The sequence below is a fragment of the Bacillus sp. RC242 genome, from assembly GCF_044908245.1.
Taxonomy (GTDB): Bacteria; Bacillota; Bacilli; order Bacillales; family Bacillaceae_G; genus Bacillus_A; species Bacillus_A mycoides.
This window is the reverse complement of record NZ_JBIYCZ010000003.1, coordinates 309,413-329,848: the sequence shown is the minus strand read 5'-3', so window position 1 is coordinate 329,848 and position 20,436 is coordinate 309,413. Positions and strand designations below refer to the sequence as shown.

Sequence of the window (20,436 nt, the reverse complement as noted above, 5' to 3'; positions counted from 1 at the left end):
TATTATCCATCGTTTTTAAAAAGATTTGACGATTTGTAAGATTTAACTCCAAAAATTCTGTTCTAATTTGACGAAAATACACATTCCACTATCTATTTTTCACTATCCATGGAATTTTCAGGATATTTGTATTATCATATATAAAGTAGGATTTTAATCCATACAAATTTTATTCACCCCACACTGAAACCAATCGAACTTTTACAGGTCGGTATTCTATACGTATCATTGAATTTTGATATGGAAGCCTTACTGCCCGCAAATAGTGAGATAAAAAAAGGAGATATATTTATGAAAAACATAATAGATGATCCTATAAATAAAAATATAGAACTGTACTATGCTTTTTTTCAATTCGTTTCAATTATAACATTACAAAAAGTATCAACTATTGAAACACGTAAAAACAAATTAAAAAATCAGATTAAAAATTCCTACAAAAAAAATCCTTACTACTTATAAAAGGTGAACAGATTATATCTCTGTTCACCTTTTATTTTTTATTTTATTTGTAAATTTTCACACGAGTTTCTAATGGCTGATATTCTTTATCTCCTGCCGAAACTACCGGTTTACCAAATGGCATTTGCGCAGTTAACTTCCAGTTTTCAGGTACATCCCATTCTTTTTTTACTTCCTCATCAATCAACGGATTATAATGCTGTAGTGTAGCACCAAAACCTTCAATCTCTAATGCTGTCCAAATCGCAAATTGCAACATTCCAGAAGATTGCTGAGACCATGTAGGAAAATTATCTTTATATAGTGCAAAGTTCTCTTGCAAACTTTCTACTACTTTACTATCTTCGAAATACAAAACTGTTCCATAGCCACTTTTAAATGCATTCATTTTCTCTTCAGTAGGTGCAAAATTATTTTCAGGCACAATTTTTCGTAACGTTTCTTTCGTAACATTCCATAATTTGTCGTGTTGTTCACCTAGTAATACAACAACTCTTGCACTTTGAGAATTAAAAGCCGAAGGTGTATGTTTCACAGCATGATAAATCACTTCTTGAATTCTTTCATCAGAAACTACTTGCTCTTTACTAATCGCGTAAATAGATCTTCTGTCTTCAATTGCTGAGTAAAAATCTTTTGCCATTACAATTCCCTCCAATTTTCATTTGAGGCAGTATCATATGTACGAAGCATATAATGCCTCTCGAACTTATTATTAATAAGTTCTTAACTTAATAATATCAACAAACAAAAACAAACTCAAATGATATCACTTGAGTTTTCACTTCCTATACGTCAAAGAATAAAAAAACAGTTTATTGTCACCAAAATCAAGGTTCAATAAACTGTCTGTCTTATTTTTATAACAATCTAAATTACTTCTTTCTTCACCTAATTAAGCAATTGAAATGCATAGGACATTAATTTATTTGTTTCTGTAAAACGTTTTATTTTACTTTTTGTCCCCATAACAACTGTAATAACACGATTATCGCCTTGTTTTGCAGTACCTGTAAAACAATACCCTGCGCTATCTGTAAACCCTGTTTTTAATCCGTCTATTCCTTCTATATATAAAGCTTTATTATTTTTGTTTAACATCTCATTTGTGCTTGTAACATTAACATTATTAAATGCTAACTGACTTTGACGTAAGTGAGTCACTTCTAATATCTCTGGATAGTCTTTTATAAGATGATACGCTAATTTTGCTACGTCAGCTGCTGTCATTTTTGTTTCACTTCCGTCGGGCTCCTGCAATCCGGAAGCATTCGCGAATTTAGCTTTATCTGACATTTCTAACTGCTTTGCTTTTTCATTCATAAGTTGAACAAAGTTTTTTTCTGTCTTAGCTACATGTTCCGCTAAAGCGACAGCCGAATTATTAGCCGATTCAATCATTAACGCATGATATAAGTCCTTAACAGTTAATGTATCATTTGCTTGCATCGGGATTTTTGCACCCTCTGTTTGTGCCGACTTTGCACTTATTTTCACTGGATCTTCCCAGTGGACTTTCCCATTATGTATACTCTCTAAAACGAGATATGCTGTCATCATTTTTGACATACTAGCAGGGGCAACAGCTTCATTTTCATTATTTTGATAAATAACTTCTCCATTACTCGCATCGATAATAATAGCTGCTTTTGCATCAATTTCTGGTGGTATATATTTTGGTGGAACTACTTTTTCAGATAGCCCTGTTTTAGGTAGCTCTGCCACTTGTAAAGGCTGAGTATCTACTTTTGTTTCACTCTTTTGAATCCCTTGGAAAAAGAACCAACATATACCCAGAATTACTACTAATAGGATTGTTAATCTTCCCCATTTTAACCGCTTCATTCTAAAACTCCTTTAGCAAACCTTTTATACACTCATGTTTAACCATAACAACAATTACTTTATATCGTCAAGGTAAAAAGTATATTTATTCATCTACAGCAATTATAATTTCAACCTCGTTCTCTTTTTCATATGTGTTACACTAAAAACAACAAAATATAAGAATATTCAATAACATCGTACCACAAAAACACTATATAATAGAAAGGATTTATACAAATGATACTTCCAAAATCATTAAAATATGGCGATACAATTGGCATCTACTCTCCCTCTTCACCAGTAACCTATACTTCGCCAAAGAGATTTGAGCGAGCAAAATTATACTTAGAACAGAAAGGTTTTCATATATTAGAAGGTTCACTAACAGGTCAATATGATTATTATCGCTCCGGGAGCATTAAAGAGCGTACTGATGAATTAAATGACTTGATTAGAAACCCTAACGTCTCTTGTATCATGTCGACAATTGGGGGACTGAATTCAAATTCATTACTACCTTATATTGATTATGAGACTTTTCAAAAGAATCCTAAAATAATGATTGGCTATTCAGACACAACAGCATTATTACTAGGAATTTATGCAAAAACAGGAATTCCTACATTTTATGGTCCAGCACTTGTTCCTTCTTTTGGTGAATTTGAGCCTTTCGTAGATTGCACGTACAAATATTTTGCGGATACTTTATTAACTGATCAACACCTTCCTTACAACATAAACCAGCCGTTATTTTGGTCAGATGAATTTATTAATTGGGAAGAAAAAACGAAAGAAAAAGATCTTCGACCGAACAATTGGATTTCAGTAATTGGTGGGAAAGCTACTGGACGTATTATTGGTGGGAATTTAAATACTATACAAGGTATTTGGGGTAGCCCCTATATGCCACTTATTCAAGATGGTGACATTCTCTTTATTGAAGATAGCTCAAAAGATGCAGCTACTATCGAAAGAAGTTTTTCATTACTTAAAATTAACGGCGTTTTTGATAAAGTTTCAGGTATCATCCTTGGAAAACATGAGCAATTTGATGATTGTGGTACAAATAGAAAACCTTACGAAATATTATTAGAAGTATTACAAAATCAAAAACTTCCTTTTCTAGCCGATTTTGATTGTTGTCATACTCATCCAATGATTACTTTACCAATAGGTATTCAAGTAGAGATGGATGCAACAAATAAAACGATACAAATTATAGAACAGTGGAAAATCTAACTCTACTAGCTCTATTATTTTCAGCTCTAAAGCTACGCATTGCCTTCTATTGTTTTACATTAGAAGACATGATACTATATATTTTGGAATGTGAAGAAATAAACAAAAATCATTTCAATATGCCTTTTATATATAATAAGAAGCTATTGATTATATACATCGAGTTTACATACGTGTATATAAAGTAAAAGAGAGTGAATATATGAAACCAACTATTAAAAACTATGTATTTTTACATGTGGCCTTCTTGATATATTCTATCATTATGGTTTACATGAAATGGGCATCTCAATTCCCTATTGCATCAATTTCATTTTTTATTGCTTACTTCGGACTTGTTGTACTTTTATTCGGATATGCAATTCTATGGCAACAAGTCATTAAGAACTTTGAAATTTCTAGAGCATATTCACACCGTGGGATTATCATACTATGGTCAATGCTTTGGTCAGTATTCCTGTTTGGAGATACGATACAGTGGAATCACATACTTGGCGCAGCTATTATTATCGTCGGAATTGTGGTGGTGACAAAAGATGAATAGTTATATGTTATTATTGATATTTGGGATAATTTTAGCCAATTACTCACAAATATTATTAAAAAAGGCTACTTTACAACAATACGATTCTAGAATAAAAGAATATGTGAATCCTTATGTTATCATCGGCTACTTTTTATTTGTAATTAATGCCGGATTAAATGTGATCGCCTTAAAGGGCATGGCATTAAAGCAAGCATCTGCATTAGAATCATTAAGTTATATCATCATTTTAATTTTCAGTTGGTACTTCCTAGGGGAGAAAATCACGAAACGAAAAATCATTGGCAACATTATTATTGTCATTGGTGTAATCATCTATTGTATTCAATAACAAAAAGATCCGTTTATGATAAACGGATCTTTTTGTTATTGCCCTAAATTTTGAACCTTATCCTTCAAATCACGAACTTGTTCTATCGTCTGCATAAGCTCAGAGTTTTTAAACTGCTCTACATTCATTTTTCCTTCCTCTATCTTTGTCATAGATGTATCAATTAATGTATTTAACTTTTCATTATAACCGACGATTTGCTGGTGAAGATCCTTCGCTACATCTGGTGGTGTTAATTCATTAAAAGCTGGTATATCTTGTTTAATTTCAGTAAGTTTCGTTTCTAGTTCTTTCCGGGCTTCCCCATCCTTAACAGCCTTTTCAGCTAATGCTGGCGCTTCATTTGCAAATGCACTTATTTCATTTACATAGTCTGTCGCTTTTTGAGCGTAATCTATGGAGTTCTTCCCTTCCTCTACTAGCGAACATCCCATCAAACCAATTGAAACTACAATTGAAAGTAACATTGTTTTTGTAAACTTCATTTTTACCTCCTAAATAATTTCCATACTTTTATTCATTTATAAACACTTTATTTTCTTCTTATACACTTTATCACATCATATCTTATTTTTTTAATCTTCCTCTTATACATTCTAGAAAAATCATTATTATCCTGTTCAACATGTACCTCGAAACTATCTTCATTTAAATATAAAAACAGACATACTTATTTTCAGTACGTCTGTTTTCCAGGTACGTATAGCTCTCACTAATTAAAGTTTCTCTTTATCCTCTCACATGCCCTATTACTGTTATAATATCTATGTCTATATGTACACTAATAATATCTTCTATAATGTCCGTATATCCTTGGCCTAAAGGTGTTCCGTAATGTAATAAAATTTCTTTTTTTTCATAAACTGACTTCGGTACTGTAAAAATAAATTTCCTCATATTCCGCTCATCAGCAGGCTCCAAAATTAAAACAATGCCATCCTCTTCAAACATATAATCACGCCTTCCAACAATCCATTCACTATGGCTCAAGTATTGCCTTGAAAGGATAGGTTTTAAACACCCTTTCTAACAATATATAACCATTTCATGATCAAATAGCTTATACGGCTTATATGATTTCACCACAAATACAAAAAAACACGAACCTTGAACTACCAAGAATTTGTGGTTTTTTGCATTTCATTCCTATATACCTTTATCAAGCTCATATAACCTACGATATTTCTCATTTTCTTTCAGTAGCTGTTCGTGACTACCTTGCATAGCGATTTGGCCACTATCAAGGAAAATAACTTCATCTACATGTTCAATTCCTACAAGATGATGTGTAATCCAAATAACAGTCTTTTCTTCTGTTGCAGAAAACATTGTTTCTATTAAGGCTAATTCCGTTTTAGGGTCTAAACCGATAGTCGGTTCATCAAGTACAATGATTGGTGTTTCTTGCATAAGAGTTCTTGCAAATGCTACCCTTTGCCTTTCTCCGCCAGAAAACCTCTTTCCCATTTCATGCATTTTTGTTTGTAATCCATCAGGAAGAGAAGCAATGTGTGGTGCTAGCTGTGCTTTCTCTAAAGCTTTCCATATCTCTTCATCATTAGCCTCTGGTTTACCGATCCGCACATTATTTCCAATTGTCGTATCGAATAAATGTGGTTTTTGGTTTAATACAGAAATATATTTTGACAAAAAATCCGTACGAGCTTGTTCACCATTCAATATAACTTGGCCATTCACCGGACGTAGTGCACCAGTTAACAATTTTAGTAAAGTAGATTTCCCTGTTCCACTTCTACCTAAAATAGCAATTTTCTTTCCTGCCTTTATTTGCAATGATACATCTTTTAATACAGGTTCATTACTATCCGGATAATTATACGACACATTACTCAGTTCGATATCTACATGTTTTGATGCAACGTATTCTTTATTTACAGATAACTCCTTACCCTCATCCAAAGCGCTCTCACTTTCTACGCCATTAAGCCGATGAGCAGATTCTACATAAGATGGAATTCGATCGATAGCATCTGATATAGGGATAAGCGCATTTGTCACAGATAATGTCATTAATACGAACGCTGCAATAACTGTAGGTGCAATCTGTTCACTTGCTGCTTGATTTCCAGTCCACATAATCATTGAAATAACTACAATGCCGACTATTAAATGAATGATACTGTCTCGAATATGGTACCAGCGTTTCACTCTCTTTTCTGTCTTTAACAACTGGACATTTTGCTCTACATACGCATTAATAAATTCATCTTTTCTACCACTCGCCTGCCAATCAGATAACCCAAATACAGCATCTGTCAATTGTTGATACAAACGATTTCTTCCTCGCTTCAAAGCAACATGATGTCGTTTCATCAAAAGTAGTGATACGAATGGGAGAAGAAAAACAATAACAGCTAACATACAAGATGCGATAAGTGCAAATACTAAGTCAAATGCACCGATAACAATTACGAAAATGCTATATACAACTAACGCTAATATACTAGGGAATATTGTACGTAAATATAGATTCTGTAAATGTTCTATATCATCAGACAATACACCTAGTACATCACCAGTTTGAAATCGAGAGCGTAAAAATAACGCCTGTGGTTCTACAATTCTATATAGTTTTGTCCTCATTTTTTCTAAAATTCGTAGAACGACGTCATGCCCAACTAAACGCTCTAAATAATGAAAGACCGCTTGTCCTATACTAAATGCACGCGTTGCGACAATAGGAACATATACAGCCATTACATTTTCCGGTCTGAGAGCAGATTTAGAAATTAAATAACCTGAAATGAAAAGTAACATCGCACCCGAACTAACTCCAAGAAGCCCAAGGAAAATAGTCAAAGTCATTCTACCTTTATTTTGCTGTATATAAGGCTTAATCCAGTTACTCATCGCTCTCCCCTCTCTTCGCTATGAAAATGTAATGTCTCATTCGTTAAAAGTTCTTCATATGTTCCACTTTCTATAACTTTCCCTTTATTAAAAATAAGAATATGATCCATTTGCTTCATCCAATGTAGACGATGCGTTGCAAGAAATACTAACTTACCTTCAAACAGACGTAACATCGATTGCTTTATTTCAAATTCAGTTTCAATATCAAGATGTGCTGTAGGTTCATCTAATAAAATGATTGGCTTTTTACTTAAAAGTGCACGTGCCATAGCGACACGTTGTTCTTGTCCACCACTAAGCATACGTCCACCTTCTCCAATTCTTTCGTACATCCCATGTGGTAATGATGCAACGAGCGAACGAAGACCAACTTCATTAATAACTCTCTCAACCTCTTTATCAATTGTATTCGTTTCATAGAAACAAATATTATCTTTTAATGAAAGCGGAAAAATATAAGGTTGCTGCGGAATATAAGCAATATTTTTTTGCCAATCTTCTCGATTAGATTCACCAATTTCCACACCATTCACTAACATCTTCCCACCCGAAGGAGCTAGAAATCCTGCTAACACATCGATTAACGTTGATTTCCCTGCCCCACTTTCACCAATAATGCCTATAGCACCGTTACCTTGCCAAGTAAAATCAATTCCCTCTAATATAGCCTTTTCAGATTCATCATTATTTACTTTTACATCTTGTAATTTCAAACTACTAGAAGAATTCCATACTATATCTACATTTGAATCTTTCTTTTCTATTTCTTTTTGTTTCTGTAAAATTTCTTCTATTTGCTCCATTGCCAGTTGTCCATCTAATGTAGCATGATAATTCGCTCCAACTTGCTTAATCGGCAGAAAATATTCCGGCGCTAAAATTAAAATCGTAAGAGCTGGCAACAGTATAATTGTCCCATCTATTAACCGTATCCCTAATCCAACTGCTACAAATGCAATTGATAAACTCGTAAAGAAATCTAATGCAAAAGAAGAAAGAAAAGCAACTCGCAAAGTACGCATCGTTGCTTTTCTATATCGTTTACTTACTTTTTCAATCTTTCCTTCGTGCTGTTTACTTTTCCCTAAATACTTTAATGTTTCTAATCCTTTTAACGTATCTACAAAATGATTAGAAAGTACACGATATGTCTCATATTGGCTATCCGCCATTTTCTGCGCTGCTAATCCTAGAAGGATCATAAACATGATCACAATTGGAATCGTTACAACTAATATGATTCCCGACTCAATGTCTAGTGTAAAAACATATAGAACAATTAGCCCTGGAACGATACTACTTCTAATCATTTTAGGAATTGTCAATTCAATATATGTTTTAAATTTCTCAATACCTTCTATCGATAAAGTAACCAGATGACCAGTCCCATTCGTTTGGACAAATCTCGGCCCTAACGTAAAATATGCTTCTATTAACTGTTTACGTAATGCAAATCCTGTTTTTTCAGCGAAACGCTCAACCAATATTTGCGATGTTCGCACTAACATTTGGCGTGCTGCAAACGTGATCCCAAAATAAACAGTTTCATTTAGTACAGCTTGCACTGTTTCTCCATGAAATAAAAATGTGATTGCTCGTGCTAAAAACACTGTCTGCGCAATGATACTACACGCCTCTAAAATGCTAATAAGACTTAAAGTTACATATAAAACTCGGCTACCAGGATACGACGGAAGTCCTCTTTTTCTTTTCATTAGTACTCCAAATCTTTGTCTGACTTAACAGGTTGTCTAAATACATAGAAACTCCATATTTGACTACCGATAACAAATGGTAAAATAGCAAGAGAAAAATAGCTCATCAGTTTTAATGCATAAGGTCCTGATGCCGCATTATAAATTGTCAAATCATTTACCGCTCCTAATGAGCTAATCATGACACGCGGGAACATACCGATGAACACACTTGCACTTAACAAAATGATTGTTAAACTCGTCATAAAGAAAGCCCAACCATCTCTTCTTCTTTTATTTAATAAAGTAGAAACAAATAGCGCTACAAAAGCTCCAATTGGAACCATTAGCCACTCTGAACCATGTGCGGTGAAAATATCTGTTTTCCATAACCCTACAGCTGCAAAAACAAGAAGTGTTATTAATGCAAAAGGTGCAATCTTTGTCGCGGCAATACGTGCGCGTTCTCGTAATTTTCCTGTTGTACGTATAGTAAGGAATTGCAAACCATGAACAATACATAGAAGAAGAAACATAACTCCCCCAAGTAACGCAAATGGGTGAAGTAATTTCATAAATCCGCCTACCATATTTTTACTTCCATCAATTGGTACACCTGTCATAAAGTTTGCGATTGCAACTCCCCAAAGTATGGGAGGTAGCAAACTTCCAATAAACATGCCCCAATCCCAGAAACTCTTCCATTTATGATTTTCTATTTTCGCACGGAATTTAAAGGAAACACCTCTTATAATTAATGCAAGAAGCATAAACACAAATGGAATATAAAACCCACTAAATAAAGTTGCATACCAGTGCGGGAATGCCGCAAACATAGCGCCACCAGCACAAACAAGCCATACTTCATTTGCGTGCCAAAACGGCCCAATTGTATTTAAATATATACGTTTTTCCAGATCGTTTTTCCCTAAAAACCTTGAAACGATTCCTACACCAAAATCGAAACCTTCAAGTACAAAGAAGCCAACGAATAAGGTTGAGATAATTAGAAACCACAACTCATTAAGAGATAACATACTCTTCCTCCTTATCAAATGGATCATGGCTTTGATAATCCTTTTTCGTTTTCTTATTCGCATGTCCTTTAATGATACGAACGAATAAGTAAACAGTAATTCCTCCAACAATTAAATATAGTGATGTGAATGAAACAAGAGAGAATAATACTTCTCCAAATGAAACGTTTGGAGATACAGCATCTTCTGTTTTCATAACACCGAAGACAACCCAAGGCTGACGTCCCATTTCAGTCATGATCCATCCTACTGTATTACCGATAAACGGTAGTGCAATTGCATATACCATTATTTTTAAATACCAAGGGTTTTCAGTTAAGCGATCTTTTCTTGATAAGAACCAGCCGTACATTCCTAAAAGAAGCATGAATGTTCCACTCATTACCATCGCTCTAAAACTCCAGAACATAGTATGTACTGGAGGAATATAATCTCCAGGTCCATATTTTTCTTCATATTGTTTTTGAATTTGATTCATCCCTTCAACTTGACCGCTAAATTTATCATATGACAATAGACTTAGCATATAAGGGATTTGAATTTCAAACGAATTTTCTTTCTTCTCTGTATCAATTTTTGCAAATACTGTAAATGGCGCTGGATCCTCACTCGTATTCCATAATGCTTCAGCTGCTGCCATTTTCATCGGATGTGTCTTAATTAAATTTTGTGCTTGTGCATGACCGAAAAATAATACCAATGCTGTTGTAATTGTTCCAACAACGATAGAAACTCGGAACGATTTTTTAAACACCGCAGTTTCTTGACCTTTTGATATTTTCCATGCACTTACACCTGCAATAAAGAATGCACCAGTTGCAATTGCCGCTGTAATTGTATGCGGGAATTGCACCCATAATTGTGGATTTTGAATAATCGCCCAAAAATCATTCATTTGCGCACGTCCATCTGCTGCCATTTCATATCCTACTGGGGCATGCATAAATGCACTTGCAGTTAAAATCCAAAATGCTGATAACATTGTTCCTATTGAGAGGAGCCAAATACATAAAAGATGAACTCGCTTCGGAAGTTTATCCTCACCGAATACCCATAAACCTAGGAATGTAGACTCAATGAAAAATGCTAATAAACCCTCAATTGCAAGTGATGGTCCGAAAACATCACCAACAAAACGTGAATACGTTGACCAGTTCATACCAAACTGAAATTCTTGTAAAATACCTGTTACTACACCTACTGCGAAGTTAACAAGGAATATTTGTGTCCAAAACTTTGTCATCTTCTTATAAATTTCTTGTCCCTTTACCACATACAACGTTTGCATTAACGCAATGATAAAAGCTAAGCCTATAGACAGCGGAACGAAAAAGTAATGAAAAATCGTTGTTGATGCAAATTGTATTCGTGCCAATTCGAGCGTTTCCATGCTAAAGTCACTTCCTTCATATTTTTTTATATCGTAATATCGATTGAATTGTATGAATTCACTTCATAACGAACAATTCAATCATTTGGAAATACAAAAAGATAAATTCGTTTATGTACTTTCTGAAAATATAGATTGTCAGTTTTTTAGATAATTACAAAAGAACTTTCTTCATACGATTTACCTTTTCACTATTTCAGTAGTGTTTTATTCGTTAATCGAATTGTATAATATACTTACATAATAAATTCAGGTGATTTTTGACGTATTATTGACAGGATTTTGTCTGAAATATGTCTTTTGTAATTTTTTTGAATTAGATTTTTCACATTTTAAAAACGGACTTTTCAAACATACAACACACTCTTATATCAATTATTATTATGTTTTTCTCTTCATACGCTTGACTTTCCTCTTGAAAAATGTCCTCGAATCAAACCTGAAAACACGTTAGATTTTTGTCAAGAGAAAAATGTATTTCCAAAATTCAAATCAACAATATTGTTATTCACAAATAGAAAAAAACTCCCCTTTCTCTAGACATAAAATTCGTTTTTTTGTCATTTTTCAAACTGACTAAATAAAAAAGTACCGAGAATAGATTATATTCCCGGTACTTTTTTCATTATTTCGTTGTATATTTTCTAACAGCCGGCATAATTTCAGTAGCAATTAATTCAATGTTTTTCTCAATCTTATCAAATGGTACACCGCCAAAATCAATCTGTGCCATAAAACGTTGCTGTCCAAATAATTCATATTGATAAAGCATTTTTTCAATAATTTGTTGCGGGCTACCAATCATTAACGCATCACGGTGATCTACTGCGTTAGTAAATTGTTGTTTTGGATACCCACCACCGCGTAGCGCAAGCATACCAGCATTAATATGAGGATAATATTCACTAAGTGCATCTTGTGAATTTTCTGCTGTATAAAATAAACTTGTTGTCGCAATTGGTAATGTTGCTGGATCAAAACCACTTTGCTCAGCTGCTTCACGATATGCATCAACCGAAACTTTAAAATTAACAGCCGGGCCACCAAGTGTCGTAAGCATCATTGGTACACCTGCGCGTCCTGCCTTAATTGCACTAGCAGGTGGCCCTCCAACAGCACGCCAAATTGGCATATTGTTATTTTTAGCTCTCGGTATAATTGCCGCATGTTCAAGTGGCGTTCTAAACTGCCCTTTCCATGTTACACTTTCTTCTTTATTTATTTTTAATAAAAGATCCATCTTCTCTTCAAATAGTTCTTCATAATAATTTACATCGTAACCAAGTAAACTATATCCCCCAATACGAGATCCACGACCAGCAACGATTTCAGCACGACCACTAGAAATTAAATCAATTGTGGCAAAATCCTCATATACACGAACCGGATCTGACGTGCTTAATACTGTTGCGGAACTCGCGATTTTAATGTTTTTCGTAGCTTGTGCAATAGCTCCTAAAATAACTGTATGAGCTTGCGTTGTAAAATGCGCTTGATGACTTTCACCGACAGCAAACACATCAATTCCAGCTTCATCTGCTAACTTAGCTGTTTCAATTAGTTCATGAATTCTTTTTTCTGCACTTATTTTCGAACCATCATGCGGATTTAAAATATGATCTCCAATTGAATATAATCCAAATTCAATTCCCTTACTTGTATCAATACGGTATTTTTCCATAGTTGCTCTCTCCCTTTTAATAAAGCGGTATTAATTTCTCTTCAATCTCTTTTCTTCTCTCTTCTAAAAATGGTGGTAAATCCAGCTCTTTTCCTAATTCTTCAACTATTGAATCTACTGTAAATCCTGGGCCATCCGTCGCAATCTCAAATAAAATGCCATTTGACTCACGGAAATATAAACTTTTAAAATAAAAGCGATCGATAATCCCTGTTGATTGGAACCCTTTATCTTTCACCGCTTCATTCCAATAACTCAGTTCTTCATCATTTTTCACACGAATAGCTAAATGATGAATACTTCCTTTTCCTGGTCTTTCACTCTCTCCATCTTGCTGTTTCACCAAAATTTCTCCAAAAGATTGACCATCAATAGATTGATAAATCCCCTCATCGTCTGAACGAGATACTTCTTTATAACTAAACAAACCTGTTAATGTTTTTGATAATTTATTTAAACTGCGCACTGTCATTTCAACTGTTCCCATGCCTAAAATACGATGATTCTGCTCTACAGAAGATTCATCCCATGCAGTCCAATATTCAGGCACCTCTTCATCTTTATTATTTAACAGCACTAACCGTAGACCATCTGGATCTTCAAAGTGCAGTGCGTCTCTTCCGGCGTAAGTTGTAATTTCCCCATGCGCCACCTGGAGTGACTCAAAACGTCTCTTCCAAAATGTAAGACTTTCTATTGAAGGTACGAGCAAGCCTATTTGTGTTATTGCATTTGTACCACGGATTGTTCTACCTACATTCGGCATTTCAAAAAATGATAATTCAGTTCCGGCACTCCCTGTTAAATCACCATAAAACAAATGATACATAAATGGATTATCTTGATTGACTGTCTTTTTCACCCGGCGTAATCCTAAAACATCTCGATAAAAATTATTATTCGTTTTCGCATTTTTAGTCACCATAGAAATGTGGTGATGTCCTGGAATTGTATACATAAAACTTCCTCCTCTTTATCACTTGATTAGTCAATTGATTAAGTAAAAAAAATTACTCATTCGGTAATTCTTTTTTTTCACTATGCTTATGAACTTTTGACATCAACTCGTATAGTATTTTCTGCTCTTCTTCATTTAATACATCATCAAAAAATGATGATTGAAATGCAAGTTGCTCTGGCAATGCTCTTTCTAAAGCCGCTTCCCCTTGCCCTGTAAGACTAATTGTTTTCGTTTTCCAATCTTGTTTTCGTATAATATATCCTTCTTTTTCAAGACGTGTTAACATTCGAGAAATACCGCCTTGTGTAACGGTAACCTTTTCTGCTAACTCCATTTGTGTTAATGGCTGATAAGTCCGTATTTGCAAAAGCACATCAAATTGGGCTGTTGTTAAATCAAAACGTTTTAAAAACTCATTTGACATTTGATTACTTTGGTTCGTAAATCGTATTAAACGTAGCCATATTAACGATCCTATCGTATTTTCACGCATGTTTCATCACTTCCTAGCGTTGATCTTACTATCACTTTACCACTCAAGTGATAGTAATGCAAGTAGAAATATGTTAAAAATACCTCCCAAAATCATTATTCTTAACTTTCCATTTCATTCATTGCTATATTTAAAGCTGCCACAGCTTTTGGCCAACCAACGTAAAAAGCCATATGTGTTATTAATGCAACTAATTCATTCTCCATTATCCCATTTTGTTTAGCTAGCTTCAGATGAAATGATAATTGTTCTGTATTACCAAGACTGATTAGCGCCGACAATGTACATAAGCTTCTTTCTCTTAATGTTAAAGCGGCATCCCGCCACACTTCCTCAAATAATATCTCTTCACTATAATGAGAAAATACAGGTGCTATTTCTCTCATTTTCTTTGGAATATAAAATTCAATTGGTTCATTCATCATTTTGCTCCCTTCATTTTTACCAATTGTGCCGTCCCTTGACCAAATGACCAGTTTTCAGCAGCTGTCTCATGTAATGTAATAAAAATGTCAGTAACTTTTACGTTGGAACATTCCGAAACTTCAAAGGATATAGATTGATACAAACCTTTTTTCTGTTGTACTGTTCTTCCAGGTCCACATGTAATAGAAACATGAATCATATTCTCAGTTCTCATTTCTCCTCTTTCCAACAAATAATATGGATTATACAAAAATTGATTTCGTTGATAAGGTAAAAATATTTGAAAATAATCATTTTCAGGGATGTTAAAATGTTCAATTAATGAAAGATGGATACATTCACCTATCTTTTTCAACTCTTCTTTATTTACTATATCTTCATGATAATAAACGTTCACAAAAGGCATACATTTTCATTCCTTTTTCTTAATTTAGCATTCAACAACATATCCTCATGAAATATGTAAAATCTCATAAATAGTAACATCGTCCATTACATCTATTTCAGGCTTTTCCTTATAAAAACTGAATTGACTATATCCCCACTTATCCGGATTATAAACTATTACATTTCCTAAACATTTTTCTATGTTTTGCACATTTTCATTTACTTTATTTAATTGCGTCCCAATCAGCGATTTACTTTGAGAAATACTCCCTGCATATTCAACAGCATATCTACTTTTTCTAAAATCATTACTTAAATTAACAACTAATGGAACACCTATATTTATTTGTTGCCACCCAAACGATTGCAAAATATTATCGTAATACCCTTCGAATATAAATTTGTTCATCCCTTCATGACCATTCCACATATATAAAGGTGCATAACAGTTATAGAAATTCCCATCCTTACCTGTCTCAGTAATTAAATAAGCCTTAAAATTTAGTTCTTGAAAACCATCAGTTTTAAACCCATTATCCTTTACCCTTTTTTTAATAATCTCCATGTCATAATCCTTTGGTAAAATGACCTTATATTGCATACCAATCATGTTTATCACTCACTTTCGATCTTATATACATAATGATAAACCGATGATCGGCTGACGTAAAATAGGTATAAATTATGTTTGATATCATTTATAATGATACCGTATAAGGGGCTGAAATGAATGGAAATAAATGATCTTATTATATTTAAAACTGTAGCTAACGAAGGATCTATTAGTAAAGCTGCTAAAGAGCTAGGCTATGTACAACCAAATGTAACTGAGCGAATCAAAAAATTAGAACAAGAATTAGAAACACCTTTACTACATAGAGATAACAAAGGTGTCTCCCTGTTACCTTCTGGTGACATTTTATTAGACTACACGAATAAAATATTAGCTCTTTTAGAAGAAGCGAAAGATGAAATTAAAACAAGTGCTTCTTCTTATATAATAGCGACGTCACAATCTATTTTGACTAATTATTTAAGTATGCGTATTAAAGAAAATTTCAGGAATTATCAAATATATATAGAAAGTAGTAGCCATTTACAAAAACTACTACAGCAACAAAAAGTTGATATAGTCATAACTTATGAGGATTATCCCGACGCAGCGTTTAAAAAAGTATTCACCACTTCAATTTCTGTAGGCTTATTAAAAGCGAAAAAACAGTGTAACATTGACTTTTCAAAAGAACTTTTCTTTGTTAGTAACGATAAAAAGTGCCCTTTTAGAAATATGACAATACAATTTCTAAAAGAAAACAATCTATCCCAGCATCAACTTCAACAGTTAGATTCTTATTCGCTTATTGAAGAGTTTATTGTTGAGGGAAATGGGATAGCTTTTTTACCGATTAGAAATGATAAATTAGTTCCAGTTGAAAATGTCGCAGTTGAAAAACTACCTATTAACTTCTTTACAACTCGAGACTTAAATAAAGTGATTCCAGGTGAACTATTTAATTAATAAAGAGGCTACACTTGTCGTATTTTACGGGTAAATAGATATCCCTTTTCGAATCGCTAATATAACTTCATATACTATCGTACGGCTTAATAAAATAAAAAGGGATGTTACCTAGTTAATATGTTTAACTACTAGGACATCCCTTTTCATCTTGAAGACTTATTTTACACGTTCTGCTCCACCCCTGTGTTCTTCTCCTTCTTATCCCTTTTAAAATTCTTCAACTTCTTAACTGTTCCAACTAACCCTTTCGGAAAAACTAGAAGCACGATAATGTATAATAAACCAAGAATAATCGTCCACCTTTCAAAAATCGGATACTCTGTAGCTAGTTCTGATAAATAATATTTTAGTGATTCAATAATTCCTGCTCCAGCAATAGCTCCGATTAACGTTCCAACTCCCCCAATCATTGTCATCAATAATGCATTTAATGTCATTTCAATTGAAAATACAGTTGTATTAACAAAGCGTAAAGTGATAACAAATAAACCACCGCTAATCGCTGCAACTACTCCTGCAACAACACTAGCAATAATTTTATAATGAAGCACTTTATAGCCAAGTGCTTCAACTCGTTGTTCATTTTGTGAAATCGCCTTTAACACTTTCCCAATTGAAGATTTTGTGAAAAGACGTAACAAAATGAAAATACTGATTAGACATATAAATGTTATATAATAAAATGTAAAACGATCACGGAATATATCTGGTACACGAAATGTAAATCCATCTCCTCCATGAGTCAGTGAACGCCATTTTTCAGCAAGTACAAAAAACAGCTGGGAAATAGCGAGCGTTAACATTGCATAAAAATGACTTTTCAAACGTAATGAAAGCATACCAATTATATAACTAACGATGGCTGATACAATAATTGCGGCTGCTATTCCTATAAAAAAGTTCGTTATAGACACCCCTTGCCGATCAAATAAGAGTGCCACACCATACGCCCCTATTCCAAAGAACATACAATGACCGAATGAAACAATACCCGTATATCCAAGGAGAACATCAAAACTCATAGCGAAAATAGCAAAGATGAAGATTTGAGTGAACAAAATTAACAAGCTCCGTGAATCATTTACGAATGGAAATACACTTAAACAAATGAGCATAAATACTCCGAAGTATACTTTAATTCGATTTGATGTGCTGTTCACCGTTTCACCCCTTTTCACCAACAAGGCCCGTTGGCTTCACTATTAAGAAAAATAGTAACATTAACATATTAATTGCAAGTGATAAATCCGGTATAAAATATGCTGTAAAAGCACCAGCTAATCCAACAATTAAAGAAGCGAGCGCTGAACCTTGTACGCTACCTAACCCTCCAATGATAACTACTATAAAGGCTAAAATTGCATACTGCATACCCATCTCAGCAAAAATAACTCCTGAATATGGTGCTAGTAGAAAACCACCTAACGCCGCCATCCCTGCTCCTAATAAAAAAACAAACGAGAATATCGCTTTTACGTTAATTCCGAGAGCTTGAACCATCTCTTTATCCATTACACCAGCGCGAATCATAAGTCCTATCTTTGTTTTTTTCAGTAGCAATAGTAAAGCGATGTAAATTAGTATCCCAACTAAAATAACGAATAGACGATATTTAATTAATATAACGCCTTCAAATGTATAACTACCTTGTAACCATAACGGTAATTTAGCACCAATGGGATTTGGCCCCCAAAATACTTTAATACATTCACTAAGTACAAGCATTCCTCCAAGCGTCACAAGAAGCTGGCGAACATGATTTCCATATACCGGTCTAATAAGGAATCTTTCTAAAATGAATCCAAGAAACATCCCCATAGAAATTGCTCCAATTAAAGCGAGTAAATAGCTTCCAGTTGTATTAAATATCCATACACCTGTAAAAGCTCCCCATGCAAATAACCCACCATGTGCGAAGTTTAGAACGCTCATTAAACCGAAAATAAGTGAAAGACCTGACGCTAATAAAAAAATGAGCATCCCTGTTGAAATCCCATTTACAAATAAATTGATTAACACATCCATCCTTCTCACCCCGGATTCATGTTAAGAGATTCCTAAATATTTGTGACACATTTCCTTATCCTCTTTTAATTCATGCATAAAACCGTTATGAACAATTCTTCCGTTATCCATAATATAAAAGTAATCACCAATTTGACTAGCCATCATAAAGTTTTGTTCAACGAGTAAAACTGTTGTTTTCTCTTTCATTTTCAAAATGGCTATCATTAATTTTTCTATCATAATGGGCGACAAGCCTTTACTCGGCTCATCAATAAGTAATAAACCATCACTATTAATAAATGCTCTTGAAATTGCTAGCATTTGCTTTTGCCCTCCGCTTAAGAGTCCGCTTTTTTTATGCCAAAATTGCTTTAAATCTGGAAATAATTCAAGCATCCAGTCTATTTTTTCTTCCGCTTCTTCTCCCTTCCCCCTAGCAAGAGCGAATGTTTCTTCTACTGTCAGGTCGTGAAAAATACCTTGATTTTCTGGTACATACCCTATTCCTTTCCTTGAAATTAAATGTGTAGATAATCCATTTACTTGTGTACTATCATAATAAATTTCACCATGTGCGATATGGTGAAATCCCATAACCGAACGTAATGTCGTAGTCTTCCCTGCCCCATTTCTTCCAAACAGTACAGTAATCGTTCCTTTCTCAACAGTAAGAGATACCCCTTGTAAAATATGAAACTGATCTAAATACGTCTCTATATTATTCACTTGTAATAGTGCCACTATATAATCCCCCTAAATAAGCACTTTGTACACGCTCATCTTTCATCATTTCTTCGGGCAAACCTTCAGCCAATAACTCTCCATGGAATAAAACGATAAGATGGTCTGACAAACCTAGTACCATATCCATTTTGTGTTCAATAAGTACAATTGTACTCTCTGGATGTTTCTTAATATTTTCAATCACTTGTAAAATAGCCGGTACCTCCTCAACTGATATACCTGCCGTCGGCTCATCAAGTAGTAACACATCCGTTTTTAAAGCTAATAACATCGCAAGCTCTAACTTTCGTTTTTCCCCATGCGCTAGATCTTTCGCTAATACATGTTCTTTCTCGTGAAGTAATACTGTTTTTAAGAAACGTCTCGCCTCTCCAACTTGTTGCTTAAATTTTGCCGAACTCGGAAAAAACCTATAGTAATCTTGCACAAATGATTGAACACTTAAACGAACATTTTCAAGTACCGTTAACTCTGGGAATATATTTGTAAGTTGAAAAGAACGACCAATTCCTAATCGAGTACGATCCGAAATTGATAAATTTGTAATCTCTTGTCCTTTAAAATATACTTCACCCTTTGTTGGAGAAATTTGTCCACTTAGTAAATTGAATAGCGTTGTCTTTCCTGCACCATTTGGTCCAATAATTGAAATGAGCTTTCCTTTTTGTACTGTTAAATTCACATCCTTAATAACATGATGCTCGCCAAAAGATACGCAAAGATTTTTCGTTTCTAGCAAATGTGTCACGAAATCCCTCCCTTTAAAGCTTTAAGTATGAAAGAAATACGTATAAAGAGGGTGTACTCCCTCTTTATA

General features: G+C 34.0%; 23 protein-coding genes. 5 read left to right on the top strand and 18 right to left on the bottom strand.

What is annotated here, in order from left to right:
• Window positions 1-291: 291 nt before the first annotated feature.
• Complete coding sequence (locus ABH957_RS08555; protein ID WP_404456452.1) at window positions 292-462, top strand: DNA mismatch repair protein MutT; 171 nt, start codon at window positions 292-294, stop codon at window positions 460-462.
• Between the two features lie 43 nt (window positions 463-505).
• Here the strand turns inward: ABH957_RS08555 and ABH957_RS08550 are convergent, their stop codons facing one another.
• Both ABH957_RS08550 and ABH957_RS08545 read right to left on the bottom strand, forming a co-directional pair.
• Entirely contained in the window at window positions 506-1,105 is a 600-nt protein-coding gene (locus tag ABH957_RS08550; protein ID WP_002141347.1) for a nitroreductase family protein, read from the bottom strand.
• A gap of 248 nt (window positions 1,106-1,353) precedes the next feature.
• Window positions 1,354-2,307, bottom strand: coding sequence for a D-alanyl-D-alanine carboxypeptidase family protein (locus ABH957_RS08545; RefSeq protein ID WP_404510969.1), 954 nt, complete (start codon window positions 2,305-2,307; stop codon window positions 1,354-1,356).
• Window positions 2,308-2,526: 219 nt separating this feature from the next.
• Here ABH957_RS08545 and ABH957_RS08540 point away from each other — a divergent pair, with 219 nt between their 5' ends.
• The 3 genes from ABH957_RS08540 (at window position 2,527) to ABH957_RS08530 (ending at window position 4,403) form a co-directional block, all read left to right on the top strand.
• Window positions 2,527-3,528: a S66 family peptidase gene (locus ABH957_RS08540; RefSeq protein WP_404456446.1), complete on the top strand. Its 1,002-nt coding sequence runs from the start codon at window positions 2,527-2,529 to the stop codon at window positions 3,526-3,528.
• A 202-nt stretch (window positions 3,529-3,730) separates the two neighbouring features.
• On the top strand, window positions 3,731-4,072 hold the full coding sequence (locus ABH957_RS08535; protein WP_002086172.1) for an EamA family transporter: 342 nt from the start codon (window positions 3,731-3,733) through the stop codon (window positions 4,070-4,072).
• Complete coding sequence (locus ABH957_RS08530) at window positions 4,065-4,403, top strand: EamA family transporter (protein WP_002135751.1); 339 nt, start codon at window positions 4,065-4,067, stop codon at window positions 4,401-4,403. Before ABH957_RS08535 ends, ABH957_RS08530 begins: the two co-directional genes overlap by 8 nt.
• Before the next feature lie 35 nt (window positions 4,404-4,438).
• Here the strand turns inward: ABH957_RS08530 and ABH957_RS08525 are convergent, their stop codons facing one another.
• The 12 genes from ABH957_RS08525 to ABH957_RS08470 form a co-directional block, all read right to left on the bottom strand.
• The gene (locus ABH957_RS08525; protein ID WP_002135750.1) at window positions 4,439-4,888 is read right to left on the bottom strand and encodes a DUF6376 family protein; all 450 of its coding nucleotides are present in this window, start codon (window positions 4,886-4,888) and stop codon (window positions 4,439-4,441) included.
• 244 nt (window positions 4,889-5,132) lie between these two features.
• Complete coding sequence (locus tag ABH957_RS08520; RefSeq protein ID WP_002031341.1) at window positions 5,133-5,354, bottom strand: hypothetical protein; 222 nt, start codon at window positions 5,352-5,354, stop codon at window positions 5,133-5,135.
• Between the two features lie 195 nt (window positions 5,355-5,549).
• Window positions 5,550-7,274 carry a thiol reductant ABC exporter subunit CydC gene (cydC, locus tag ABH957_RS08515; RefSeq protein WP_404510967.1) on the bottom strand — a complete coding sequence of 575 codons (1,725 nt, stop codon included), beginning with the start codon at window positions 7,272-7,274 and terminating at the stop codon, window positions 5,550-5,552.
• Window positions 7,271-8,992 carry a thiol reductant ABC exporter subunit CydD gene (gene cydD, locus ABH957_RS08510; protein ID WP_144512423.1) on the bottom strand — a complete coding sequence of 574 codons (1,722 nt, stop codon included), beginning with the start codon at window positions 8,990-8,992 and terminating at the stop codon, window positions 7,271-7,273. Before cydD ends, cydC begins: the two co-directional genes overlap by 4 nt.
• The gene (gene cydB / locus ABH957_RS08505) at window positions 8,992-10,008 is read right to left on the bottom strand and encodes a cytochrome d ubiquinol oxidase subunit II (protein WP_002141342.1); all 1,017 of its coding nucleotides are present in this window, start codon (window positions 10,006-10,008) and stop codon (window positions 8,992-8,994) included. Before cydB ends, cydD begins: the two co-directional genes overlap by 1 nt.
• Complete coding sequence (cydA, locus tag ABH957_RS08500) at window positions 9,995-11,398, bottom strand: cytochrome ubiquinol oxidase subunit I (protein WP_002012335.1); 1,404 nt, start codon at window positions 11,396-11,398, stop codon at window positions 9,995-9,997. The genes cydB and cydA overlap by 14 nt, the downstream gene beginning before the upstream one ends.
• 625 nt (window positions 11,399-12,023) lie before the next feature.
• Window positions 12,024-13,079: an LLM class flavin-dependent oxidoreductase gene (locus tag ABH957_RS08495; RefSeq protein ID WP_098635389.1), complete on the bottom strand. Its 1,056-nt coding sequence runs from the start codon at window positions 13,077-13,079 to the stop codon at window positions 12,024-12,026.
• 16 nt (window positions 13,080-13,095) lie between these two features.
• Window positions 13,096-14,037 carry a ring-cleaving dioxygenase gene (locus tag ABH957_RS08490; RefSeq protein ID WP_404491387.1) on the bottom strand — a complete coding sequence of 314 codons (942 nt, stop codon included), beginning with the start codon at window positions 14,035-14,037 and terminating at the stop codon, window positions 13,096-13,098.
• A gap of 52 nt (window positions 14,038-14,089) precedes the next feature.
• Window positions 14,090-14,533, bottom strand: a complete 444-nt coding sequence (locus ABH957_RS08485; protein WP_113938227.1) for a MarR family winged helix-turn-helix transcriptional regulator — start codon at window positions 14,531-14,533, stop codon at window positions 14,090-14,092.
• A gap of 101 nt (window positions 14,534-14,634) precedes the next feature.
• On the bottom strand, window positions 14,635-14,958 hold the full coding sequence (locus ABH957_RS08480) for a carboxymuconolactone decarboxylase family protein (RefSeq protein ID WP_235661805.1): 324 nt from the start codon (window positions 14,956-14,958) through the stop codon (window positions 14,635-14,637).
• Window positions 14,955-15,365, bottom strand: coding sequence for a tautomerase family protein (locus ABH957_RS08475; RefSeq protein ID WP_404510965.1), 411 nt, complete (start codon window positions 15,363-15,365; stop codon window positions 14,955-14,957). The genes ABH957_RS08480 and ABH957_RS08475 overlap by 4 nt, the downstream gene beginning before the upstream one ends.
• 45 nt (window positions 15,366-15,410) lie before the next feature.
• Complete coding sequence (locus ABH957_RS08470; protein WP_113734663.1) at window positions 15,411-15,956, bottom strand: DUF4865 family protein; 546 nt, start codon at window positions 15,954-15,956, stop codon at window positions 15,411-15,413.
• Window positions 15,957-16,076: 120 nt separating this feature from the next.
• On the opposite strand from ABH957_RS08470, the gene ABH957_RS08465 reads away from it, so the two are divergent.
• Window positions 16,077-16,865, top strand: a complete 789-nt coding sequence (locus tag ABH957_RS08465; protein ID WP_404510963.1) for a LysR family transcriptional regulator — start codon at window positions 16,077-16,079, stop codon at window positions 16,863-16,865.
• 164 nt (window positions 16,866-17,029) lie between these two features.
• Here ABH957_RS08465 and ABH957_RS08460 read toward each other — a convergent pair whose 3' ends face one another.
• The 4 genes from ABH957_RS08460 to ABH957_RS08445 are packed head-to-tail and all read right to left on the bottom strand — an operon-like array spanning window position 17,030 to window position 20,367.
• Window positions 17,030-17,983, bottom strand: a complete 954-nt coding sequence (locus ABH957_RS08460; RefSeq protein WP_404456499.1) for a branched-chain amino acid ABC transporter permease — start codon at window positions 17,981-17,983, stop codon at window positions 17,030-17,032.
• Between the two features lie 49 nt (window positions 17,984-18,032).
• Complete coding sequence (locus ABH957_RS08455) at window positions 18,033-18,893, bottom strand: branched-chain amino acid ABC transporter permease (RefSeq protein ID WP_219302024.1); 861 nt, start codon at window positions 18,891-18,893, stop codon at window positions 18,033-18,035.
• A gap of 21 nt (window positions 18,894-18,914) precedes the next feature.
• Entirely contained in the window at window positions 18,915-19,616 is a 702-nt protein-coding gene (locus ABH957_RS08450; protein ID WP_001196706.1) for a branched-chain amino acid ABC transporter ATP-binding protein, read from the bottom strand.
• Complete coding sequence (locus ABH957_RS08445; RefSeq protein WP_404456426.1) at window positions 19,594-20,367, bottom strand: ABC transporter ATP-binding protein; 774 nt, start codon at window positions 20,365-20,367, stop codon at window positions 19,594-19,596. The genes ABH957_RS08450 and ABH957_RS08445 overlap by 23 nt, the downstream gene beginning before the upstream one ends.
• Window positions 20,368-20,436: the final 69 nt, after the last annotated feature.